Below are 20,889 nucleotides of genomic sequence, written 5' to 3'. Positions count from 1 at the left end.
TAAGAGCCCGTAGAGGCCCATCAAGTCTTGTGAGCCTCTACGGGGGGCATGCCTATGCCTGCAGGCACTTGCTCACCACCTCGAATACGTCATTCGAGAGGTTGGGAGTGTCCATGATGGCGCGCAGGGCTTCCTGCATCTGGGATTGCAGCACAGGCGTGTAGCGTTTCCATTCGCGGAAAGGCGTTACTTGGCGCGCGGCGATCTGCGGGTTGATCGCGTTCAATTCGATGACCGCGTCCCGGAGCAAGGCGTAGCCCTGCCCGCTGGGGTCGTGGAACTTCACCGGGTTGTTCACGGCAAACGCCGAATAGAGCGCCCTGACGCGGTTCGGATTGCGGATATTGAATTCGGGATGCTGGCGCAGCCGGGCAAAGTCCTCGAAAACGCTTTCCCGGTTGGCAATCGCCTGCAGGGAGAACCACTTGTCCACCACGAGCTGGTAGCCCTTGAAGCGCTCGTAGAAATCCGCAAACACCTCATCGCGCTCCGGCTTGTTGCTGTCCGCCAGGCTGGACAAGGCGGCCACACGGTCTGTCATATTGTCGGCCTGATCATAATGCGCCTTGCCGCGCGCGGCGCACCCGGTGCCATTGGTTACGGTCAGCAAATCCAGCAAGGCGTTGCGCAGCGCGCGGCGGCCCATCGCCGCCGGCGAAATGGAGAACTCTCCCGCGCCGCGGTGATGCTCGTACAGCGAGGCCAGCGTATCCTTATGCGCGCGCTTGATGGCATTGAGGATGGCGCTGCGCGCCTGGTCGATCGCGGCTGGGTCGACCACGTCCTGCGCCTGTGCGATGACCGCGATGGAGGGCAGCGACAAGGCGCGCGCCAACAAGGCCTTGTCTGTGTCCTCTCTCAAGCCTTGCTCCAGCAGGACGCCGAAATCGGCGATGAATTGCGCGATATCCGCTTCACTGTCGGCCATGACCCGCTGAATGGTGCGCAACGCAATGGTCTGGCCGGCCTCCCATTTATTGAAACCGTCCGTATCCTTGAGCTGCAACAGGCGCAGGTCGTCGTCGCTGAGGTCGGTGGACAATTTCACCGGCGCGGAAAAACCGCGCAGGATGGAAGGCACGGGACGCGACGTCACGTTGTCGAATGTGAAGCTTTGCTCGGATTCGGTCATTTCCAGTATCCGCGTGGCATGCGTCTCCTCGCCCGCTTCATTGAGCAACCCCACCGCGACCGGGATCAGCAACGGCTGCTTGGCACTCTGTCCTGGCGTGTCCGGCTGGGATTGCTTGAGGGTCAGCGTATATTGCCCGGCTTCCGGGTTGTAACGGCCGCTCGCCTGCAGGCTCGGCGTGCCAGCCTGCTTGTACCAGCGGAAAAACTGCGACATATCGCGCCCTGAGGCGTCCGCCATGCACTGGACGAAATCGTTGATGGTGACCGCGTGGCCATCGTAGCGCTGGAAATAGAGATCGGTGGCCTGTCGGTACTTCTCCTCGCCAAGCAGGGTATGCTGCATGCGGATCAGCTCCGACCCTTTTTCATAGATGGTCATGGTGTAGAAGTTGCTGATCTCGATGAATTGGTCGGGCTGCACGGAATGCGCCAGCGGGCTCGCATCCTCGGGAAACTGCAGCCTGCGCAATTGGTCGACGTCGTCGATGCGCTGAACCGCGCGCGAGTTCATGTCCGCGCTGAACTCCTGGTCGCGGAACACGGTCAGGCCTTCTTTCAATGACAGTTGGAACCAATCACGGCAAGTCACGCGGTTGCCGGTCCAGTTATGGAAATACTCGTGCGCGATCACCGCCTCGACGCTGATGAAGTCGGCATCGGTCGCGGTTTCCTGGTGCGCCAGCACCAGCTTGGTATTGAAGATGTTGAGCGAAGTATTTTCCATCGCCCCCATGTTGAAGTCGCTGACCGCCACGATGTTGAACAGGTCAAGCTCGTATTCGCGCCCGTACTTGTCCTCATCCCATTTCATGGCCTTCTTGAGCGATGCCATGGCATGGCCGCATTGCCCTTCATCCCCCTGGCGCACGTAAATATGCAGATCGACATTGCGACCGGACCTGGTCTGGAAGCTATCGGCGATACGCACGAGGTCGCCGGCCACCAGGGCGAATAAATAGCAAGGCTTGGGGAATGGGTCGTGCCATTCGGTAAAATGGCGGCCTTGCTCCAGATCGCCCGCAGCCACCAGGTTGCCGTTCGACAACAGCACGGGGTAATGCGCCTTATCCGCCTCGATGCGCACCGAGAAGATGCTCAGGACGTCGGGCCTGTCCTGGAAGTAGGTAATGCGTCGGAACCCTTCCGCCTCGCACTGCGTGCAGAAGGTGCCTTGGGACTTGTACAACCCTTCGAGCGCGGTATTGGTTTCTGGGTGTATCTCGGTCGTGATTGCAAGCGTGAATGTCTCGGCCGCATCCTCGATGACGAGCTTGTCGCCATCCAGCACATAGCCGTCGAACGGCGCCCCGTCCAACTCCACGGCCCGGACAATCTGATCTTGCCCGTTCAATACCAGTCGGTTCGAGGCCGCCGCCGGGTTCTTCACATAGGCGACTTCCGACCTGACAATGGTCTTGTCCTCGAACAATTCGAACTTGAGCGCGATGTGCGAGGTGAGGTAAGGCGCAGGCTTGTAGTCCTTGAGGTAGATGGTTTTTGGCGCGGCTTCGGTATCTGGGAACATGGATGGCGTTTCTTCCTGGCTGGATTTGGGGTTGGATGGACTCAATAGTAGCAAGAGATCCTGTCCGTGGCATGTCGTTCGTCGCCATGACGCAAGGACAGGCATTCGTCACCGACTGTCACTGCTCCTGGTATGCGGTGTATTTGGCGTTGCTGCCGCGCGCCTTGTCGGCGGGATATTTCTTCGCGTTGAGGTCTATCTTGGCATTGGCTGCCGCAATCAGGTCGATGCCGCACACCTCGGCAATACGCAGCAGGTAAACGAAGGTATCGGCGAGCTCGTGGCCGACCTCGGTCTTGCGTTCATCGGTCAGCGTGGCGCTTTCGGCCGGGCTGTCCCACTGGAAATGCTCCACCACTTCCGCCGCTTCCACGATCATCGCCATGGCCAGGTTCTTGGGCGTATGGAACTGGTCCCACTCGCGCTCGGCGACAAAGTGGTTGATCCTCGCGCGCAGGTTTTCCAGGGAATCCGGCCGGGTGCTGTCGTCAGTCATTGCTTTTCTCCTTGCGGTTGGAGCCGGCCACCATCTTGATTTCGAACACGCGGCATTCCAGCGGACCGTTGAACAAGGGCGTGCGCTTGGTGGGCGATAACCGCATCAGCTTGGGCAGGCGCATGTCGTTGGTGAGGAAATAGGCGTTCCAGCCGGCGAACTTCTTTTTCAGCGCCTCGCCCATTTTGGGATAGAGCGCCGCCAGTTCCTCATCCTCGCCGATCCGTACGCCGTACGGCGGGTTGGCGACCAGGATGCCCGCGGCCGCAGGAGGAGCCGCCTCGGTGAAATCGCGATGCGCGACTTGCACCGCTTCCAGCAATCCGGCCTGCTCCAGGTTCTTGCGAGTCACCCTCACCGCGCGCAGGTCCGCGTCGCTGCCGTAGATGCCCTGGAACGCCACGGGCTTGGCCCGGTTCTTCGCCTGCTTGAGCAGGGATTGCCATGAGCCGGCATTGAAATTCTTCAAGCGCTCGAAACCGAAGCTGCGGTTGCTTCCGGGCGCGATATCCAGGGAAATCATTGCCGCCTCCAGCAGGAAAGTACCGCTGCCGCACATCGGGTCGAGCAAGGGCGTGCCGGGCTGCCAGCCGGAAAGCTTGAGGATGCCTGCGGCCAGGTTTTCGCGCAGCGGCGCCTCGATACTGGCGCGGCGCAGGCCGCGCTGATATAAGGCATTGCCGGAAGTATCCACGTAAAGCTGGTACTCCTCCGCGCCCAGGTAGGCGTGCACACGCACGTCCGGTTCGCGTGTGTCGATGGAGGGCCGGCTGCCGACTTCCTCGCGGAAGCGGTCGCAGATGGCGTCCTTGATGCGCAGCGTCGCGAATTCCAGGCTCTTGAGCGGGCATTTCACGCCGGTCACCTTGACCATGAAATCCTGCTCCACATCGAACCATTGCGCCCAGTCTATCTTGTATGCGCCCTGGTAGAGCTCGTCCTCGTTGCTGTAGCGCCCCTTGCCGACTTGCAGCAGGATGCGCGTGGCGATGCGGCTCTCGAGGTTGGCGCGGTAGCAGAGCAGCATGTCCCCGGCAAAACCCACGCCCCCGTCGGTCGGCTTGATTTGCCGCGCATGGAGGCTTTTCAGCTCGTCTTCGAGCAGGGATTCCAGTCCGCGTGGACAAGTGGCAAAAAACTGATAATGCATGCGGTATCCTGAAGGCTGTTAGGATTCCAGCAACAAGCGGTTGCTGGTACTCGGGTTGTGCTCGCGCAAGCGCTCGACGAACTCAAGGAACTCGACCTTGTGCTCTGCTTCGAGCGCCTTGGCGCGAACGCGCAGCGTGCTCCAGCGCAGGTCGTTCGGCGCCCGCTTGAAGCCGAACACGACCACATTGCCGGGCCTGCCTGTAGGCATCACCAGGATGCGGCCATGGAAGCTGGTCTCGATACGCTGCAAGTAGACGTCGTAATTCTTGTCGCTGCCCCAGAGGTTGATCGCGCACATGCCGTCCAGCGTCAGCGCCTCGAAACAGGAATCGAAGAAATCCTGCGAGCATAGGTCGGGCGGCAAGCCGTTGCTGCCGAAGGCATCCATCATGAGCATGGAAGTCGTGCCCGGGTTGTCGCGCAGGAAAGCGGCGGCATCGCCCTCGATGATCTCGAAACGCTCGTCGTCTTCCGGGGTGAAGAAGTGGCTGCGCGCCACCTCGATGATGCGCGGATTGATTTCCACCACCCGCGTCTTCACCTGCGGCATGTGGTGGTAAACGTATTTGGGAATCGAGCCGCCGCCCAGACCCAGCACCACTAGGTCGCGCGGCTGCTTCTGGAACAGCAGGTACACCATCATGCCGCGCGAGTAGCGCAGCTCCAGCGCGTACGGGTCCTTGATGCGCATCGAGCTCTGAATGGTGTCCGACCCCAGGTGCAGGGAGCGCACGCCGTCGAGCTCGCTCACATCGACGCTGTCTTCGCTGGTAATGGCCTTGTGTATGCTGCGCGCGATCTTGCGCCCTACCCTGAACATCAGGCCGCCTCGCTTTCTGCCGCGGGTTCGGCATGCTCCACCGACTTGAAGCGGCTTTCGAGCTCGATCAGCAAGGTATCGACCTTCTGGATTTCAATGATCACGCGGCTGCCGGGCGCCAGCTCGGGCATGCCGTGCACCTTGGCGATCAGCGGCATACCGTCGAGGCGCACCAGGCTCTCGCGCCAGACAGCGGCGCCTATCTCATGGATATCTTCCTGCAACAGGTATTGCAGGCACCAGTAGCGCTCCATGCGCGTCTGGAATTCGTTATAGGCGTTGTAGGTCAGGTCGAAGTTGCGCATCACTACCGCCAGCTCGTCGCTACCTGGCGGATAAACAGGCTCCTGCCCCTGCACCACCGCAACGATCTGGCGCTGGTTGACCAGGTCCACCGCGCGGCGCAATGGCGAAGTGCTCCAGCTATACTGGTTCACGCCCAGCCCCTGGTGCGGCTCGGCCTTGACCGTCATGTAGACCTTGCCGCCGTTCTGGGCCCGGTAGATGCCCGGCACATTGTGCTCGGACAGCAGGCCGCCCCAATGGCTGTTTGCCTCGATCATCAGCTCAGCCACCAGCTTGTCGATCGGCGCGCCGCGGCGGCGTCCGACGATGCGCACCCGGCCGTCGTCTACGTAGAAGTTGTAGTCGAGCTGGACCGGGCGTGTGGGATCGTATTTGCCGCGTGCCTTTTCCAGCGACTCGGCCAGCCGGAACAGGAACAGCAGGCGCTGCCAATAGGGATGGCCCGTATCCTGCTCCAGCGTGTTCTCGTTGAAGAAAGGCTCCAGCGTGTCATGGCGCAGGTTCTCGGCCACTTTGACCTGCTCGACGCGGCTTTCCCGCTTTATGATGCTCAAGTCGGGCGCCACGTCCAGGTAAAGCGAAAGCGCCGGCCGCCACTCGCCCTGGTTCAAGCTGAACGGCGTCACCACGTCTTCCGGCAGCATGGTGATCTTGTTGCCGGGCATATAGACGGTGGAAAGCCGCTGCATGACAACCTGGTCCAGCTGGCTGCCCGGCAGGATGCCGAGCGCAGGTGCGGCAATATGGATGCCCACCCTGGTCACGCCGTCGGCCAGCGACACCAGGGTGAAGGCATCGTCGATCTCGGTGGTCGTACTGTCGTCGATGCTGAATGCCTCGGCCTCAGCACGCGGCAGATCCGCCGGCAATACGGGAGTATCCATGTCGGGGAAACCCTGCCCTTCGGCGAAGTATTCCCGCAGGAACGCGCCGAGGTGGTAGTCATGCACGGATGCAATCGCGCCGCACGACGCCAGCACCCGCACGACATGCTGGTTGGTTTCTCCCGCCGCCTGCTCCAGCGCCTTCCATTCCAGGCTGTTCTTGTCGGGTTGGTAGAGCAAGGCGTCGATCACCTTGCCATCAAACTCTGCCGGCAACTGCCCCGCCTTGAGCTGCTCGACATACTGCGCCACCTTCTCGGCTTGCAGGCGCTTCTTTTCCAGCCCGGCCAGCGCGGCCTGCAGGGTTTCCTCGGGAGCGGCCTTGTAGCGTCCCTTGCCCTTGCGGTAAAAATACATGGGCGCGCTATGCAGCCGGATGGCGACGGCAGCCGCCTGGATGGAGGTCGGCTTGCCGCCGTAATACTCCTCGGCAAGCTCCTCGAAACCGAACTCGGGCTCTCCGCAGCATTCCCAAAGGAATGGGACATCGAGGCCCTCGGCCTCCGTGCTGGCGTTTTCCATGAATCCCGACAATGCGCCCTCGAAGCGCAGCAATACGTTGGCGGACTTGATCTTGGAGCGCTTGCCGGAAATGGCCTCCACTTGGAGAGAGCTGGGGTTTTCCGTCATGACCGAGGCAACCTTGAAACTGCCCTCTTCTTCAAAAAATACGTTCATAATCCTGCTTTTTGGACGTGCCCTGTTGACGGCACGTGATAATTGTCTGTAATTTAGCGCCTATGCATAACGCCGAACGAATGATACATGAGATTGGGCAGCGCCCGACCTCCTCACGTGTTGCTGTATTGAATGTCCTGATGGAGTCGGAATTCCCGCTCACGCATCATGAATTACTGCAAACCCTGACCAAGGAAGCGCCCTTCGACCGCGTCACCCTGTATCGCGTTCTCGACTGGCTGGTGGAGTGCAACCTTGTGCATCCCATCATGGGCGACGACCGCGCCAGGCGCTTCCAGCTGACCCAGCGCAACGCCAAGCACCACCATGCGCATTTCGAATGCTCCTCCTGCGGCAAGATATTCTGCCTGGACGAAGTCAAGCCGCGCATTCCCAATAGCGTACCCTCCCATTTTACCGTCGAGTCGGTCGAACTCAATATAAAAGGTCAATGCGACCACTGTAATTCCGCAAGAAACTGATCCCTCTAGGCCAGGCTTTCTTTAAGGCGCTGGCCGGCCTTTACGCATCCTAGGCATCAACCTCCCCTTAAGATAAAATTAATTGCAACACAGTTGCACATCAAGACGCCACACCCTAAAATGCAACTTTGTTGCATTTATTATTCAAAACCATGCCGAATCCAGACGTCGTCAGCATTGAAGAATTGCTTTCCATGCCTGAAGAACATTACATGAACCCGCAGCAGCTTGCCTTCTTCCAACGCCTGCTCGAGCAGCAGCTCGCCCATATCCGCGACAACGCCGCCGAGACCAGCAAGCACCTGAGGGAACACGAAGAATTTCCCGACCCGGCCGACCGCGCCACGCAGGAAGAACTGCATACGCTGGAACTGCGTACGCGCGACCGCGAGCGCAAGCTGGAAAAGAAAATCAACGCGGCATTGCAGCGCATCCGCGATGGCGAATACGGCTATTGCGAAGAGTCCGGCGAGCCTATCGGCCTGCAACGACTGCTCGCCCGCCCTACCGCCACCCTTTCGCTGGAGGCGCAGGAGCGGCATGAAAGGCGCGAACGCCAATACAGCCATTAAGAGCGGCTAACAAACTTCAGCGAAGCGTTCCTGGCCAGGCGCTCTGCCGCAGGCAGTAAAAGCAGTACGGCAAGGCAGGACAACAACGCCAGGAGAGTTTTGTCAGCCACCCTTTAAGAATCATCAAACTCCAGGAACCACTATGCAAACCATCCGCAAACTCCCCGTCACCGTGCTGTCCGGCTTTCTCGGCGCCGGCAAGACCACCTTGCTCAACCACATCCTGAACAACCGCGAGGACAAGCGCGTCGCCGTCATCGTCAACGACATGTCGGAGGTCAATATCGATGCGCAACTCGTCCGCGAGGGCGGGGCCGACTTGTCGCGCTCGGAAGAGAAACTGGTGGAAATGAGCAATGGCTGCATCTGCTGCACCTTGCGCGAAGACCTGCTGGTCGAGATCAAGCGCCTGGCGGAAGCCGGACGCTTCGACTACTTGCTGATCGAATCCACCGGCATTTCCGAGCCGCTTCCCGTCGCCGAAACCTTTACTTTCCGTGATGAAAACGGCGCCAGCCTTTCCGACATCGCACGGCTCGACACCATGGTCACCGTGGTGGATGCCTTCAATTTCCTGCGCGACTATGCCTCGCACGACATGCTGGCGGAACGCGGCTCCTCGATGGGCGAAGGCGACGAGCGCACCGTCGTCGACCTGTTGATCGAGCAGGTGGAGTTCTGCGACGTCATCGTGCTGAACAAGACCGACCTGGTCGGCCAGGAGGCATTGCAGCAATTGCACGGCATCCTGAAAAGCCTGAATCCGCGCGCCCGGATCGTGGAAAGCGAATTCGGCCGCGTGCCGCTCGACCAGGTGCTCGACACCGGGCTGTTCGATTTTGCCGAAGCCCAGGCCGCCCCGGGCTGGCTCAGGGAATTGCGCGGCGAGCACACGCCGGAAACCGAGCAATACGGCATCACGAGCTTCGTTTACCGCGCGCGCCGACCTTTCCACCCGGAACGGCTGTGGCGATGGTTCTCGCGCGAGTGGCCGAACGTCGTCCGCTCCAAGGGACATTTCTGGATTGCCAGCCGACCTGCATACTGCGGCAGCTGGTCGCAGGCCGGTTCCATCACCCGGCACGGACCGGCCGGATACTGGTGGGCCGCCACGCCCAAGGCCTACTGGCCCGAGGACATGGAATCGCTCAGCATCATCCGCTCGCGCTTTTCCGGCGAATTCGGCGACCGCCAGCAGGAGATTGTGCTGATCGGAAGCAAGATGGACGAAGCCGACCTGAGGCGGGAATTCGACCACTGCCTGTTGACGGATGCCGAACTCATGCTCGGCATGCAGGCCTGGGCTGATTTCGACGACCCCTTCCCCATCTGGGATCGTCAGCCGGAAGAAAGCGCCGCGTGACTGCCGCCGACACGCTAGGCACGCTCATTCTCGTTTAAAATGCGAATACCGCAACCCGATGCGGCATCCTGCCATCCTCACAACATACCCAAGGGACTCAAGGAATTTTTCAATGACGCTGGACCATCGTATCCCGGTGACGTTGCTGACCGGTTTTCTCGGCAGCGGCAAAACCACGCTCCTCAACAAGCTGCTCAACCACCCCGGCATGAAGGACACCGCCGTCATCATCAACGAGCTCGGCAGCGCCGGGCTGGACCATATCCTCGCCCGTACCGTCGAGAGCCATCATATTGCCGACAACACCGTGCTGCTGGAATCCGGCTGCCTGTGCTGTACCCTGAGCAACGAGCTGGCAGACACCATGCGCGACCTGTTCTTCAAGCGCCAGCTGGAGGCGATCCCGGCTTTTTCCCGCCTGGTGATCGAAACCACCGGCATGGCGGACCCCGGCCCCATCATGGCCAACCTGCTCAACGAGCCGGTGATTTCCTCCACCTATCGCCTGGATGCGGTAGTGGTCACCATAGACAGCACCTACGGCCTGCAGCAGATCGCAGGGCACGGCGAGGCGCGCAAACAGGCTGCCGTGGCGGATGTGCTGCTCATCACCAAGACCGACCTGGCGTCGGCGGAAAGCCTGGACGCGCTCTCCGCTACGCTGCAGGAGCTCAACCCCGGCGCCACCCAATACCGCATCAGCCATGGAGAGATAGATCCCTCCGCGGTGATTGACGCGGGCCTGTTCAACCCCGGCGGCACGCAGGCGCAACCGCAGCGCTGGCTGCGTGCGCCGTCGCGCTCCAAGGCCAGGCGCGGCATGCTGCCGCAAGCGGTGCATGAAGACGAAATCGGCAGCTTTACCGTGACCATGCCCAAGCCGCTAACCTGGCTGCAGCTCGAACCCGTATTGCAATGGCTTTGCGCCACGCATGGCGAAAACCTGCTGCGCATGAAGGGTATCATCCATGCCGAGGACCAGCCGGCCCCGCTGGCGGTGCATGCAGTGCACCACACGCTTTACCCGCCCAACCTGCTGCAAGGCTGGGATGAAGACGAGCCGATTACCCGGATTGTCCTGATCGGCAAGGGGCTGGATGAAATCAGGATCCGCGATGCGTTGATGCAGATATAGTGCCTGTGGAAGCTTTGATTGCGGGCAGTATGAGTTGCTCAAGAAGGCAACCACGGGTTTGAGCTGCCAAACTTAATCCATAAACCTGGCAAGCGGCTGCAACAGCTGCCTCTCGTCATTGCCGATTCCCGACTGGGTAATCAGCACCAGTCGGCTGCGTCGGTCCCGGCCCTGCCAATGCGGCAAGGGCTCGGGCGCATGCAATACGTGCTGTACGCGGTGCACCGCTATCGGGTCGGCCTCTCCCTCAATATGGAACACGCCTTTGAGGCGCAACAGTCCCGGGCTGTCGTCATCGCGCAGTATCTCTAGCCAGCGCTCGAAATCCGCCCTGGGAACAGGCTTGTCCAGCGACAGGCTCAAGGTGGTTGCCTCGCCGCCATGCAAGGCCGGCGTCGCCAGCGCCGATAACCAATGCGGGAAACCTGCGGCTGGCGGCGTCCCAAATAAGAGTGAGAATCCTGATGTGTCAGGCCGGGCTGGATCCAGCCTGGTTAGCGTCGCTAGAGGATTCAGTTGGTGCAGGCATGCCTCGAGTCGATGCAATACGTCGCTGCCGGCCAGATCGGTCTTCGAAACCAACAGACGGTCTGCCAGCTGCACTTGCTTCATTGCCTCCGGATGGCGCTCCAAGGTTGCCCTCCCCAACAGCCCATCGACCACCGTAACCACGCCATCCAGCTGGTAGGCTGATGCAACATAGGCGTCGGTCATCAGGGTGTGCAGGACAGGGGCGGGATCGGCCAGGCCGCTGGTCTCGATCGCCACGCGTTGGAATTGCCGCACGCCGTTGCGGGAAAAGCGCCAATGGATGTCCTTCAACGTCTGCTTGAGGTCGGTACGCAGCCGGCAGCACAAGCAGCCATTGCTCAGCTCCACCACCATGGGCTGCTCCTGCTGGTGCGCCACCAACAGGTGGTCGAGGCCGGTCTCGCCGAACTCATTGACGATGATCAAGGTATCCTGCGCCTGCGGATGCCGCAGCCACTGGTTGAGCAATGTGGTCTTGCCGGCGCCGAGAAACCCGGTCAGCACCGTGACTGGCAAACGCATCCTGTCAGCCACGCATTTGCCCCGTCAAGGCATTCAATCTCCGCTTGCCAAGCCCTGCGGCGAGTCGGTAAAGTCCTACTTGTAATTCAGTGTAGTCTGATATTACGGATTGCATGTGCAGCGTACGCTCCTATCCGAACTGCAGCAGGGAGTCTCTGCCGTCTCTTCCACCACCAAGAAAAAGGAAAACATCATGCAAAGCGTCATCGGTATATTGATCCTCATTGCAGACATTTATGCGATTATCAAGATTATCCAGAGCTCGGCAGACACGGTAAAGAAAATCCTCTGGATTCTTGGCGTATTGGTCTTCCCCGTGCTTGGCCTGATCGTCTGGTACCTGGCCGGCCCGGGCAGCAAAACCGACTAACCCCCACCGCGGGCTGTCTTGCGTTTGCCAGATGGCCTGCCCACATATCCAAGCTCAAGGCCGCCACCATGCTCGTCACCTTTTCCACCGCCCGTTATAGCGACATCATGCTGTTTGGCGACGTCGCCAAGCAACTGCTCCAACTCATGGGCCATAGCGGCACGATTCCCGGAGCGATCCTCGCCGCCGACGTGCCGCGGGCATTGCAACATTTGCAGCAAGGTCTCGAAGGCGCTGCCGCGCCCGACAGTCCCGAATCGCCGGACACTGAGGACGAAGCCGTCCATGTCAGCCTGAAGAAAAGGGCCCTGCCATTGATAGAGCTGCTGCAATCCGCGATTCAGAACCAAAGCGACGTGATGTGGAAATAAGCTGTGCGCCAGCGTGTTTAACCAGTAGACTCCCGCCTCATGAACAGTGCCGATTTTCATCATAAGTCCTTCATCTTCCTGCTCCTGCTGGTTTCCGCCGGGCTCATCATCATTCTGCTGCCTTTTTACGGCGCGGTATTCTGGGGCGTGATTCTCTCCATCCTGTTCACGCCGCTGTACCGGCGCCTGCTTGCAGCCACGAAAAACCGCCGTAACCTCGCGGCGCTCGGCACGCTGAGCACCTGCATCGTCATCGTCATCGTGCCGGTCGTCATCATTGCCAGCTCCCTGGTGCATGAGGGCGCTATGCTGTTCCAGAAACTCAAGACGGGGGAGATCAACCCTGCCGTGTATACGCAGGAAATACTGGATGCCGCGCCGGCTCCCGTACACCGGGTTTTGGAACGCGTCGGCCTGACCGACGTCAGGAGCTTCCAGGACAGGCTTTCGCAGCTTGCCATGCAGGGCAGCCAACTGTTGGCGACCAAGGCGCTCAGTATTGGGCAGAACACCTTCCAGTTCGTGGTCGGCTTTGCCGTCATGCTTTACCTGATGTTCTTCCTGCTGAGGGACGGCACCTCGCTTTCCATGCGCGTGAAGCAAGCCATTCCGCTCAGTGCCGAACACAAGCGCCACCTGTTCAACAAGTTCACCACCGTCATCCGCGCCACGGTCAAGGGCAATATTCTCGTCGCGATTACCCAGGGCGCGCTGGGCGGGCTGATTTTCTGGATCCTCGGCATCCAGGCGGCGCTGCTATGGGCCGTGATCATGGCGTTCCTCTCATTGCTGCCCGCGGTGGGCGCCAGCTTGATCTGGGCGCCGGTTGCGGTCTATTTCCTCGCGACAGGCGCTATCTGGCAAGGCGTCATCCTCATTGCATTCGGGGTCTTCGTGATCGGCCTGGTAGACAATATCCTGCGCCCCATCCTGGTCGGCAAGGATACCAAGCTGCCCGACTACGTAGTGCTGATCTCCACGCTGGGCGGCATGGCGGTGTTCGGCCTCAACGGCTTCGTGATCGGGCCGCTGATCGCCGCCCTGTTCATCACCATGTGGGATATTTTTGCCAGCTCGCGCGTCATTGACAAGAATTAGGCCCGATTAAGTCGTCAACAATGGCCTTGAAAGCCCCGAATAAATTCAGTGCGGCGATTCTGGCGAGCCTCCCTGCCGAGGCAGTAAACACAGTACGGCAAGCAGAGCAACGACGCCTAAGGATTTAGTTCGCGGCGCTTAGCCGAGCAGGAGAGCCAGCAGGCTGAGCAAGCCCATAACCAAAGCGCTTGCACCTATTTGGACAACCTGGGTAGGGAAATAGGAAAGCACCAGCACCACGCTGATTGCGGCCACCGACACGAAGCCGCTCCAAACCACGATGCCTATGGTCGGATTCCATCCATGGATGCTGGACAATATCCCTAGGGCGAGAAGACTCCAGCCCATCACCTTCAAGCACTTTTTCCTGCCCGCAGGCAGATCGGCTCCCCGCATTGCCTGGCCATAATGTTTTTCCATGGCCAGGCACAATGCAGTCATGCCCGCATAAGCCAGGGCATACGTCACAAAGCAAGCAGCCAACAAAGAAGTATTACCCATCAAATCAACCCGTATTCTTAGCAGGATCAGCTGGCGCAGTGCCAAACCAGAACAATCGCACTTCAGCAATCAAGGAATAAAAAAGCGCTAGCCTTTCCGCCTGGCAGGCACGCCCCGCATCGCGCCGGAAACCTTGGGAACCGCGACGGCAAGCAACACGCCGAATGCCACGATCGTGCTTTCAACGCCTAACGCTACGCCGTCGCCTCTTTGCAAGAAAGACAGCAAGTTGGGCTGGCCGCTCAGCCACGAATACACCGGCAACAGCCAACACAGCGCAACGGCAAAGACAAGCTGGTCGCGCCAGCCAGCCAATGGCTTGCGTACCAAGGCATGCGCAAGGCTTGCCAGCCATGTGAACAAGAAGGCGCGCACCTCCCAGTCGGAGCGCCCTGCCAGGTCAGCCGGCAATACGCGATTCGCCCAGAAATAGATCAATATGGCATTGATGCTGCCCATCACGGCTGCCACATTAAGCGCCTCGATCAACCGGTAGACGCAGCCACTGGCAGCGCCGAACTCATTTTCAGGACGCTTGCGGCGCTTGATGGTGAACAGCACCAGCCCTGTGGCAATCAAGCCGCAACTCACGATGCCGCCAATGAAATAAAGCCAAGAGACCGTCCAGCCGCCGAACACCGCCACATGCGTGCCGACAAAAGCGCGGAAAATGTAGGTGGAGTCGCGCCATTCTGTCTGCGCCCCGATCAGCTCCCCGTTGACGCCATTGAATGCGGCATGATTAGCCACGGCCGAAATCTTGTGATTGATGCTCTCGTAGAATTCGACTACCGCGGAAGCGTCGCCGCCGTTCTTGATGACCACCCACTCCACGACATCAAGTGATTCCCTCGCCCGTGGTAGCAATGAAGATATATTGAGCAATGCTGCCTCTTCGCCGACGTAAGGCAGGTCGAAAGACTGCACCGCGTCTGCACGAAGTCCCCGAGGGTCCTCATACGCGGCCTTGATACCCAAAGGCAGGAAAACCAGCGGCTGCATTACCAATCCTGTATAGGTAATCATCAAGAGAAATGGCAGCATCATGACCCCTGCTACGTTGTGGGCGTCTAGCCATGAGCGCTGTGAAGATGATTGCTTGCGAAATGTGAAAAAGTCTTTGAATATGCGTTTGTGGATCACAATGCCGCTAATCAGCCCTACCAACATCACGACCGCAGCCAGCCCGACAATGATGGTGCCGGGGATACCGGCCAACAGGGTGTAATGGAAATGGGTGAGCATTTCCCCGCCTTCGGTTTCACGTATATCAATCTCTTGGCCGGAATAGGGATCAAGGGCCACTTCATGGTTCTTTCCCTTGTCACGCCATCCGACGTCCAAAGTGGGATGACGCTCCCCTGCCGGGATGATTCTCCAAAGGCTGCCTTTCTCCCTCAGCGCATGCTGTTCCAGGTAAGCCTGGCCTACCTCAAGCTGCTTTTCAAAGGAAGGCAGCGGAGCAGAGCGGTCAATGCTGGCCTCGGGCTGCATCCAGTGCGTAATGCTGTGCTCGAATACCGCCATGGTGCCGGTCAGGAATACCGCAAACAGCAGCCATCCCAGGTACAAGCCAAACCAGGTGTGCAGCCAGGCCATCGATAAGGAAAACGTCTTCTTCATTTTACGAACCGGGCCAGTCCCCACAATATAGCAAGCACAAGCGCGACCAGGACAATCCAGCCCCAGGCGCGCCAGGCGCTGCGCGCGGAAAATGCCCATATCATCACCGCGCAATATACCGTCCACGGCAACAAGGTGCCGTAATAGACCGCATCCGCACGATGACCGGGCCACCACAGCACCCAAACCAAGTTGAACAAGGCCGTCAGGATATAACCGCCGACAAACGCGGCCAGCACTCTCAAGCCGATATCGCGAGACGGTTTCATTGACCTAATGTTCCCGCATTGAATTGCTCATGCCTGCCCAAGAAAAACTCCACTGCCCGGATGCTGCCAGTCAGCATGGCGGTGCCATGGTTCTCACCTTCCTGCAACCGGAAGAAAGTATTCAACCCATGCGGACGGCTATGCTGCAACTCTTCAGCCAACTCGCGCGTGGCATCCACCATGCGCCTCTGCTGCATATGCGCCATTCTGGGCGATTGTGAAGCGGAGCCGGCCAGCGGCCGTTGCTCCAGACCACCCACCATCAGCAGCAAGCGAGATTGTCCCAGGTCAATAGACGAATGCGTCGAGAATCGTTTCTGCTCCTCGAGGATGAATTGCTTGTTCCACCAAATGGAAGGGCTGGAAGCGATGTAAACCTGGAAAGCCTGGGGGCGTGTGAATAATGCATGCAGGGCAAACAAGCCGCCGTAGGAATGTCCAAACAAGGCCTGTTGCTTCGGATCGATATTGACTTCCTTGGCAATCATAGGCTTCAACTCGTGCTCGACAAAATCCAGAAAACGGTCTGCCCCTCCCTGCCTGGGAGCACGCTGGTCGCCGGTATTGGATAAGTCGGGTGCTGGCGGCGTCAAATCCTCGGCGCGGGATACCTCATCCAGCATTGCCTGCGTCGGGTAACCGATTCCCACCACCACTGCCGGCACTATGCCGGTCGCATCGCGCCGTTGAGACTGCCCATGTACCAGCATGGAAACCGGATAAAATAATACATTCCCATCCAGCACATAAATGACAGGGAAGCCGCCGGCAGGCGGTTCAGACATGGGCTTGGAAATAAAAATACGGTAAGTCTTGCCTGTCGCTGCCGAACGGATATCCTGCTGCTGGGCTATCGGCAAAGTCGCTTCCCGCCAGGTGCTATTCTCTTCCGCAATACTGGCACCAGGCTGCATTGCCCATAAATACAAGAGGCCTGTAAATAAAATCGGATTCAGCTTCACATTATTCATCCATAAAAAAGCGATTGCCCGCTCATCGCGGACAATCGCCCTGGATCACATTACCAGTTGTACTTCAGGGTAGCGTTGACTACACGGCCTGAACCGTAGTAGCAAGCAGTTGAGCCTGTACAAGTAGTCACATACAACCTATCCGTCAAGTTGCTGGCATTGATTGCAAACTCGGCGCCAGCATATCCCAATGACTTCAGGTTATATCGTAGTGCGGCATCATAAGTCGTATATGCATCGGTATGCAGATAAAGATTATCTGCTGGCCCTGCAGCACGGGCGACACCATAACTCCCACCAATGTAACGGGCGCCTAGCCCTACGCTTAAACCATCCAAATAACCAGTAGTAAAAGCGTAATTTGCCCACAATGAAGACATGTGCTTGGCAACTTGAGGAATAGCCGCGCCTTTGCTTTCGGTCAAGCTGTTGTTACTGGTAATTTCACTATCCATATAGGTATAGCTAGCGAGCAAGCTCAGATTATCGGTAACAGCAGCTTTACCTTCCAGCTCGAAACCACGTATCCTCGCATCGACCTGCGTATAACACGTATTCCCGGTAGCGTCTGGGCAAACAATTGTATTAGGCACACCAGCCGTCACCACCCGATTATCCTGCGTCAACTCATATACAGAAGCAGTAATCAGGCTATTGCTGCCTGGTGGCTGGTATTTCACGCCTGCTTCGTACTGCTTGCCCTTTACAGGCTTCACATCTGCATCGTTCAGCATGGCAACGCCTAACATGCCTGGATCGAACGAGGTGGAGTAACTGATGAACGGAGCAATACCATTATCGAATTGATAAACTGCGCCAGTACGCCATGTAAACGCATGATCGTTATAAGCAAATCGACGACCATTGACGGCATTGAACATCGTATTGTCGAAGTAGTCGTAGCGACCGCCCAGACTGAAGCGCCAGTTGCCCAATGCAGCCTGCTCTTGAATATAAGCGCCTGTTTGCTTTTGATCTACATCCTGAGACCAACCCAATGTCATCGCATAGTCACCCGCACTGGTATATCTTGGATTCAACAGGGAAATATCAGTTGCAGTACCATTAGAACGTTCATTCTTCCAACTGAACCGTTGCGCATCCAATCCGAGTAACACCGTGTGCTGCAATTCTCCGGTCGCAAAATCGGCTTGCAACTGATTATCAACCGCTACGCCATCAGACTTACCTTCACCCAAAGTAGACCGACGCTGAAGTAATCCATTAGAGCCATCATTTCTTCCACCAATTACCGACTTATAGGTATTCTCAATACTTGTATATCGCAAATTCTGGCGGAACTGCCATGTATCGTTGAAACGGTGGTCGAACTCCCAACCTACCGTAGACTGTTCACGATCATAGGTATTCCAGTCCTTGTCACCATAGAACGTATCGCGATCGAGACGGCCGCCAATCGCAGAGTTGAATGCCACCGTGCCGTAATATGGCAGGAACTGGAAAGTTGCTCCTCCCTTGTCACGTTGATACTGTGCCAACAATGTCAGGCTAGTCTTGTCCGAAATCTGCCAGAGCAGACTTGGTGCGAAGTAGGTCCGTTGCAAATCGTTATGTTTGATCTGGGAACCACCATCATTGAACGAACCCACCAGCCTGAACAAAACCGACTGATCGTCAGCGAGGCTGCCGCCGATATCGAATGCTGCTTTGTATTGATCGAAGCTGCCGCCTTGCAAACGCACTTCGTTGACCTGGTTTGCCGTTGGCCGTTTGCTGACAAGGTTGATCATACCGCCAGGGGTGATCTGACCATACACTGCTGCAGAAGGCCCCTTCAGCACCTCTATGCGCTCCAAACCAAAGTTGTCGAAGCTAGCGCGGTTCCACATACCGCCAGCGGGTACTTTGAGGCCGTCCTGGAATAGGTTGGAAATGCCGGCATCGGCTTCCATACCGCCCTTGATACCGCGAATGGAATAACTGTCGGCTCGGCTATCCATACCGCCGACCTCGGATCTCACGCCTGCAGTGTATGCAACTGCCTCGTTCAAGGTCTGCGCATTACGGTCGTCCAGTTCCTTGCGATCGACAATCGAAATGGATTGCGGCGTTTCTACGACGGGCGTATCGGTCTTGGTTGAACTTTTGGTCTTCTTGGCGACATAGCTGCCGCTTTCATCGCCAGCCTTGGCGCCGACGACGGCCACTTCTGGCAATACCGAACTATCGCTATCCGCTGCGATGGCAGGCATTGCGAACAATGCGCCGACCATGAGATACACAAGCTTTGGCTTCTGGACTGCCAGTATTGGAGTTTGCTTCATTGCTTTTCCCTGACGAAAGAAAAGCAGCGATTTTATTAAAAATAATTCTCAACAGCATTGGGAAATAATAATTGTTACATTTTATTTACACTTTTGTACTGATGAGTTCGGCAAAAAAACAACAATTTTTAGAATAAAGATAAATTGCTTGCCGATGCAGCGGATTTGGTGGTTCTTTTTCTACGCGTTTTCTTCGCAGGAGGCTGCTCCGGTAGAGGCAACGCATCGGCGAAAAGCGGCTGCTGCACGGGGAACATGTCTTCCTGCCCTTGCCAACCCCGCAGTTCGGGCCTGAGTTCGCAATCCACCCTGACATCCGACCGGGGCACGCAACAGCACGGCAGGATTTCGTCGGCGGCAACGAATGCCAATGGTTGCTCGAGGTATTGCACCTCGCCGTCCAGCAGGCGCACCCGGCACATGCCGCAATAGCCTCCCCTGCACTGGTACTCCACTTCGTGGCCGGTACGCTCGAGGCCGTCGAGCAGGGTTTCTTGGGGGATGAGGCTAAAGCTGGTGTGCTGAGTGCGGACCGTGCTCAAAGCTCGAAGTCGCCGAGATCGTCGGAGCTAACCTCGGAATCGATCTGGCCGATGAGGTAGGAGCTCAGCTCCACTTCCTGCGGTGCGACCTGCACCGTATCGGACGCCAGCCAGGTATTGATCCAGGGGATGGGGTTGCTCTTGGCATTGGGGAACGCGGCAGGCAAACCGACCGAGGCCATGCGGTTGTTCGTGATGTATTCCACGTACTGGCAGAGGATGTCGCGGTTGAGGCCGATCATGGAGCCGTCCTTGAACAGGTAGTCGGCCCATTTCTTCTCCTGCTCCGCCGCGCGCCTGAACATCTCGAAGCACTCGTCCTGCAGTTCGCTGGCGATACCGGCGAACTCGGGGTCGTCCTGCCCGCTGCGCATGATATTGAGCATATGCTGGGTGCCGGTGAGGTGCAGCGCCTCGTCGCGCGCGATCAGGCGGATGATCTTGGCATTGCCTTCCATCACTTTGCGCTCGGCGAATGCAAAAGAGCAGGCAAAGCTGACATAGAAGCGGATTGCCTCCAGAATATTGACGCTCATCAGGCACAGGTACAGCAGCTTCTTCAGCTCACGCAGGTTGACCGTCTTGGTCTCGCCGTTGATGACGTGGTCGCCCTCGCCCAGCTGCGAATACAGCATGGTGTAATGAATCAGGTCGTCGTAATAGGCGGAAATATCGCTCGCCCGCGCCACGATGTTCTCGTTGCGCACGATATCGTCGAAGATCAGCGCCGGATCGGAAACGATATTGCGGATGATGTGAGTGTAGGAGCGCGAATGGATGGTTTCCGAGAACGCCCAGGTCTCGACCCAAGTTTCCAGCTCGGGCAGCGACACCAGCGGCAGCAAGGCCACGTTGGGGCTACGGCCCTGGATGGAATCCAGCAATGTCTGGTATTTCAAGTTGCTGATGAAAATATGCTTCTCATGGTCGGGCAGGCCCTGGTAGTCGATGCGGTCCTGCGATACATCCACCTCTTCCGGACGCCAGAAGAAGGAAAGCTGCTTCTCGATCAGTTTCTCGAATACCGGATATTTCTGCTGGTCGTAACGCGCCACGTTGACCGGCTGCCCGAAGAACATCGGTTCCTTCAGTTGTTCGTTGTCGACCTTGGAAAAAATGCTGTATGCCATGACTTGTCCCGATATATCCCGTCAGGGCGGCGCATGACCGCCCTACTCTATTTAGAATGGCTACCAAAACTCTCCTGGCTTTGTTGCCCTGCCTTGTCGTACTCATTGTACTGCCTGCGGCAGAGAGCC

At 58.1% G+C, this 20,889-nt stretch carries 20 protein-coding genes; 7 read left to right on the top strand and 13 right to left on the bottom strand.

Annotated elements, in window-relative coordinates:
- Window positions 1-52: 52 nt before the first annotated feature.
- From pepN to ACKF11_RS06655, 5 genes are all read right to left on the bottom strand, one after another.
- A complete protein-coding gene (gene pepN, locus ACKF11_RS06675) occupies window positions 53-2,659 on the bottom strand; it encodes an aminopeptidase N (RefSeq protein ID WP_407996789.1) in 2,607 nt (868 codons plus the stop codon).
- Window positions 2,660-2,777: 118 nt separating this feature from the next.
- Window positions 2,778-3,155, bottom strand: a complete 378-nt coding sequence (locus tag ACKF11_RS06670) for a nucleotide pyrophosphohydrolase (protein WP_407996435.1) — start codon at window positions 3,153-3,155, stop codon at window positions 2,778-2,780.
- A complete protein-coding gene (locus ACKF11_RS06665) occupies window positions 3,148-4,305 on the bottom strand; it encodes a THUMP domain-containing class I SAM-dependent RNA methyltransferase (RefSeq protein ID WP_407996434.1) in 1,158 nt (385 codons plus the stop codon). Before ACKF11_RS06665 ends, ACKF11_RS06670 begins: the two co-directional genes overlap by 8 nt.
- Before the next feature lie 18 nt (window positions 4,306-4,323).
- Window positions 4,324-5,127 carry a polyamine aminopropyltransferase gene (locus tag ACKF11_RS06660; protein WP_407996433.1) on the bottom strand — a complete coding sequence of 268 codons (804 nt, stop codon included), beginning with the start codon at window positions 5,125-5,127 and terminating at the stop codon, window positions 4,324-4,326.
- Window positions 5,127-6,995 carry a ribonuclease catalytic domain-containing protein gene (locus ACKF11_RS06655; protein WP_407996432.1) on the bottom strand — a complete coding sequence of 623 codons (1,869 nt, stop codon included), beginning with the start codon at window positions 6,993-6,995 and terminating at the stop codon, window positions 5,127-5,129. The genes ACKF11_RS06660 and ACKF11_RS06655 overlap by 1 nt, the downstream gene beginning before the upstream one ends.
- Before the next feature lie 80 nt (window positions 6,996-7,075).
- Here ACKF11_RS06655 and ACKF11_RS06650 point away from each other — a divergent pair, with 80 nt between their 5' ends.
- The 4 genes from ACKF11_RS06650 (at window position 7,076) to ACKF11_RS06635 (ending at window position 10,547) form a co-directional block, all read left to right on the top strand.
- The gene (locus ACKF11_RS06650; RefSeq protein WP_287110364.1) at window positions 7,076-7,477 is read left to right on the top strand and encodes a Fur family transcriptional regulator; all 402 of its coding nucleotides are present in this window, start codon (window positions 7,076-7,078) and stop codon (window positions 7,475-7,477) included.
- Between the two features lie 152 nt (window positions 7,478-7,629).
- Entirely contained in the window at window positions 7,630-8,049 is a 420-nt protein-coding gene (dksA, locus tag ACKF11_RS06645; protein ID WP_287110365.1) for an RNA polymerase-binding protein DksA, read from the top strand.
- 151 nt (window positions 8,050-8,200) lie between these two features.
- Window positions 8,201-9,412 (top strand): zinc metallochaperone GTPase ZigA, encoded by a 1,212-nt coding sequence (zigA, locus tag ACKF11_RS06640; RefSeq protein ID WP_510338915.1) that lies wholly within the window; start codon window positions 8,201-8,203, stop codon window positions 9,410-9,412.
- 112 nt (window positions 9,413-9,524) lie between these two features.
- The gene (locus ACKF11_RS06635) at window positions 9,525-10,547 is read left to right on the top strand and encodes a CobW family GTP-binding protein (protein WP_407996430.1); all 1,023 of its coding nucleotides are present in this window, start codon (window positions 9,525-9,527) and stop codon (window positions 10,545-10,547) included.
- A 72-nt stretch (window positions 10,548-10,619) separates the two neighbouring features.
- Here the strand turns inward: ACKF11_RS06635 and ACKF11_RS06630 are convergent, their stop codons facing one another.
- Complete coding sequence (locus tag ACKF11_RS06630) at window positions 10,620-11,600, bottom strand: CobW family GTP-binding protein (protein WP_407996429.1); 981 nt, start codon at window positions 11,598-11,600, stop codon at window positions 10,620-10,622.
- A 115-nt stretch (window positions 11,601-11,715) separates the two neighbouring features.
- Between ACKF11_RS06630 and ACKF11_RS06625 the strand changes: the two genes are divergently transcribed.
- The 3 genes from ACKF11_RS06625 (at window position 11,716) to ACKF11_RS06615 (ending at window position 13,439) form a co-directional block, all read left to right on the top strand.
- The gene (locus ACKF11_RS06625) at window positions 11,716-11,970 is read left to right on the top strand and encodes a PLD nuclease N-terminal domain-containing protein (protein WP_309565013.1); all 255 of its coding nucleotides are present in this window, start codon (window positions 11,716-11,718) and stop codon (window positions 11,968-11,970) included.
- 68 nt (window positions 11,971-12,038) lie between these two features.
- Window positions 12,039-12,341, top strand: a complete 303-nt coding sequence (locus tag ACKF11_RS06620) for a DUF1840 domain-containing protein (RefSeq protein WP_407996428.1) — start codon at window positions 12,039-12,041, stop codon at window positions 12,339-12,341.
- A 39-nt stretch (window positions 12,342-12,380) separates the two neighbouring features.
- On the top strand, window positions 12,381-13,439 hold the full coding sequence (locus ACKF11_RS06615; protein WP_407996427.1) for an AI-2E family transporter: 1,059 nt from the start codon (window positions 12,381-12,383) through the stop codon (window positions 13,437-13,439).
- 138 nt (window positions 13,440-13,577) lie between these two features.
- Here the strand turns inward: ACKF11_RS06615 and ACKF11_RS06610 are convergent, their stop codons facing one another.
- From ACKF11_RS06610 to nrdB, 7 genes are all read right to left on the bottom strand, one after another.
- Entirely contained in the window at window positions 13,578-13,985 is a 408-nt protein-coding gene (locus ACKF11_RS06610) for a DUF3325 domain-containing protein (protein ID WP_407996426.1), read from the bottom strand.
- A 42-nt stretch (window positions 13,986-14,027) separates the two neighbouring features.
- Window positions 14,028-15,563 (bottom strand): PepSY-associated TM helix domain-containing protein, encoded by a 1,536-nt coding sequence (locus tag ACKF11_RS06605; protein ID WP_407996425.1) that lies wholly within the window; start codon window positions 15,561-15,563, stop codon window positions 14,028-14,030.
- Window positions 15,560-15,832: an iron transporter gene (locus ACKF11_RS06600; RefSeq protein WP_309565009.1), complete on the bottom strand. Its 273-nt coding sequence runs from the start codon at window positions 15,830-15,832 to the stop codon at window positions 15,560-15,562. Before ACKF11_RS06600 ends, ACKF11_RS06605 begins: the two co-directional genes overlap by 4 nt.
- The gene (locus ACKF11_RS06595) at window positions 15,829-16,746 is read right to left on the bottom strand and encodes an alpha/beta hydrolase (protein WP_407996424.1); all 918 of its coding nucleotides are present in this window, start codon (window positions 16,744-16,746) and stop codon (window positions 15,829-15,831) included. Before ACKF11_RS06595 ends, ACKF11_RS06600 begins: the two co-directional genes overlap by 4 nt.
- A 107-nt stretch (window positions 16,747-16,853) precedes the next feature.
- On the bottom strand, window positions 16,854-19,088 hold the full coding sequence (locus ACKF11_RS06590; protein WP_407996423.1) for a TonB-dependent siderophore receptor: 2,235 nt from the start codon (window positions 19,086-19,088) through the stop codon (window positions 16,854-16,856).
- Between the two features lie 128 nt (window positions 19,089-19,216).
- Window positions 19,217-19,630 (bottom strand): class I ribonucleotide reductase maintenance protein YfaE, encoded by a 414-nt coding sequence (yfaE, locus tag ACKF11_RS06585; RefSeq protein WP_309565006.1) that lies wholly within the window; start codon window positions 19,628-19,630, stop codon window positions 19,217-19,219.
- Window positions 19,627-20,760, bottom strand: coding sequence for a class Ia ribonucleoside-diphosphate reductase subunit beta (gene nrdB / locus ACKF11_RS06580; RefSeq protein WP_407996422.1), 1,134 nt, complete (start codon window positions 20,758-20,760; stop codon window positions 19,627-19,629). The genes yfaE and nrdB overlap by 4 nt, the downstream gene beginning before the upstream one ends.
- Window positions 20,761-20,889: the final 129 nt, after the last annotated feature.

This window comes from Methylobacillus draconifructus, from assembly GCF_045984385.1.
GTDB classification, from domain to species: Bacteria; Pseudomonadota; Gammaproteobacteria; order Burkholderiales; family Methylophilaceae; genus Methylobacillus; species Methylobacillus flagellatus_A.
The sequence above is the reverse complement of the archived record's forward strand: the minus strand, read 5'-3'. Positions and strand labels throughout refer to the sequence as shown.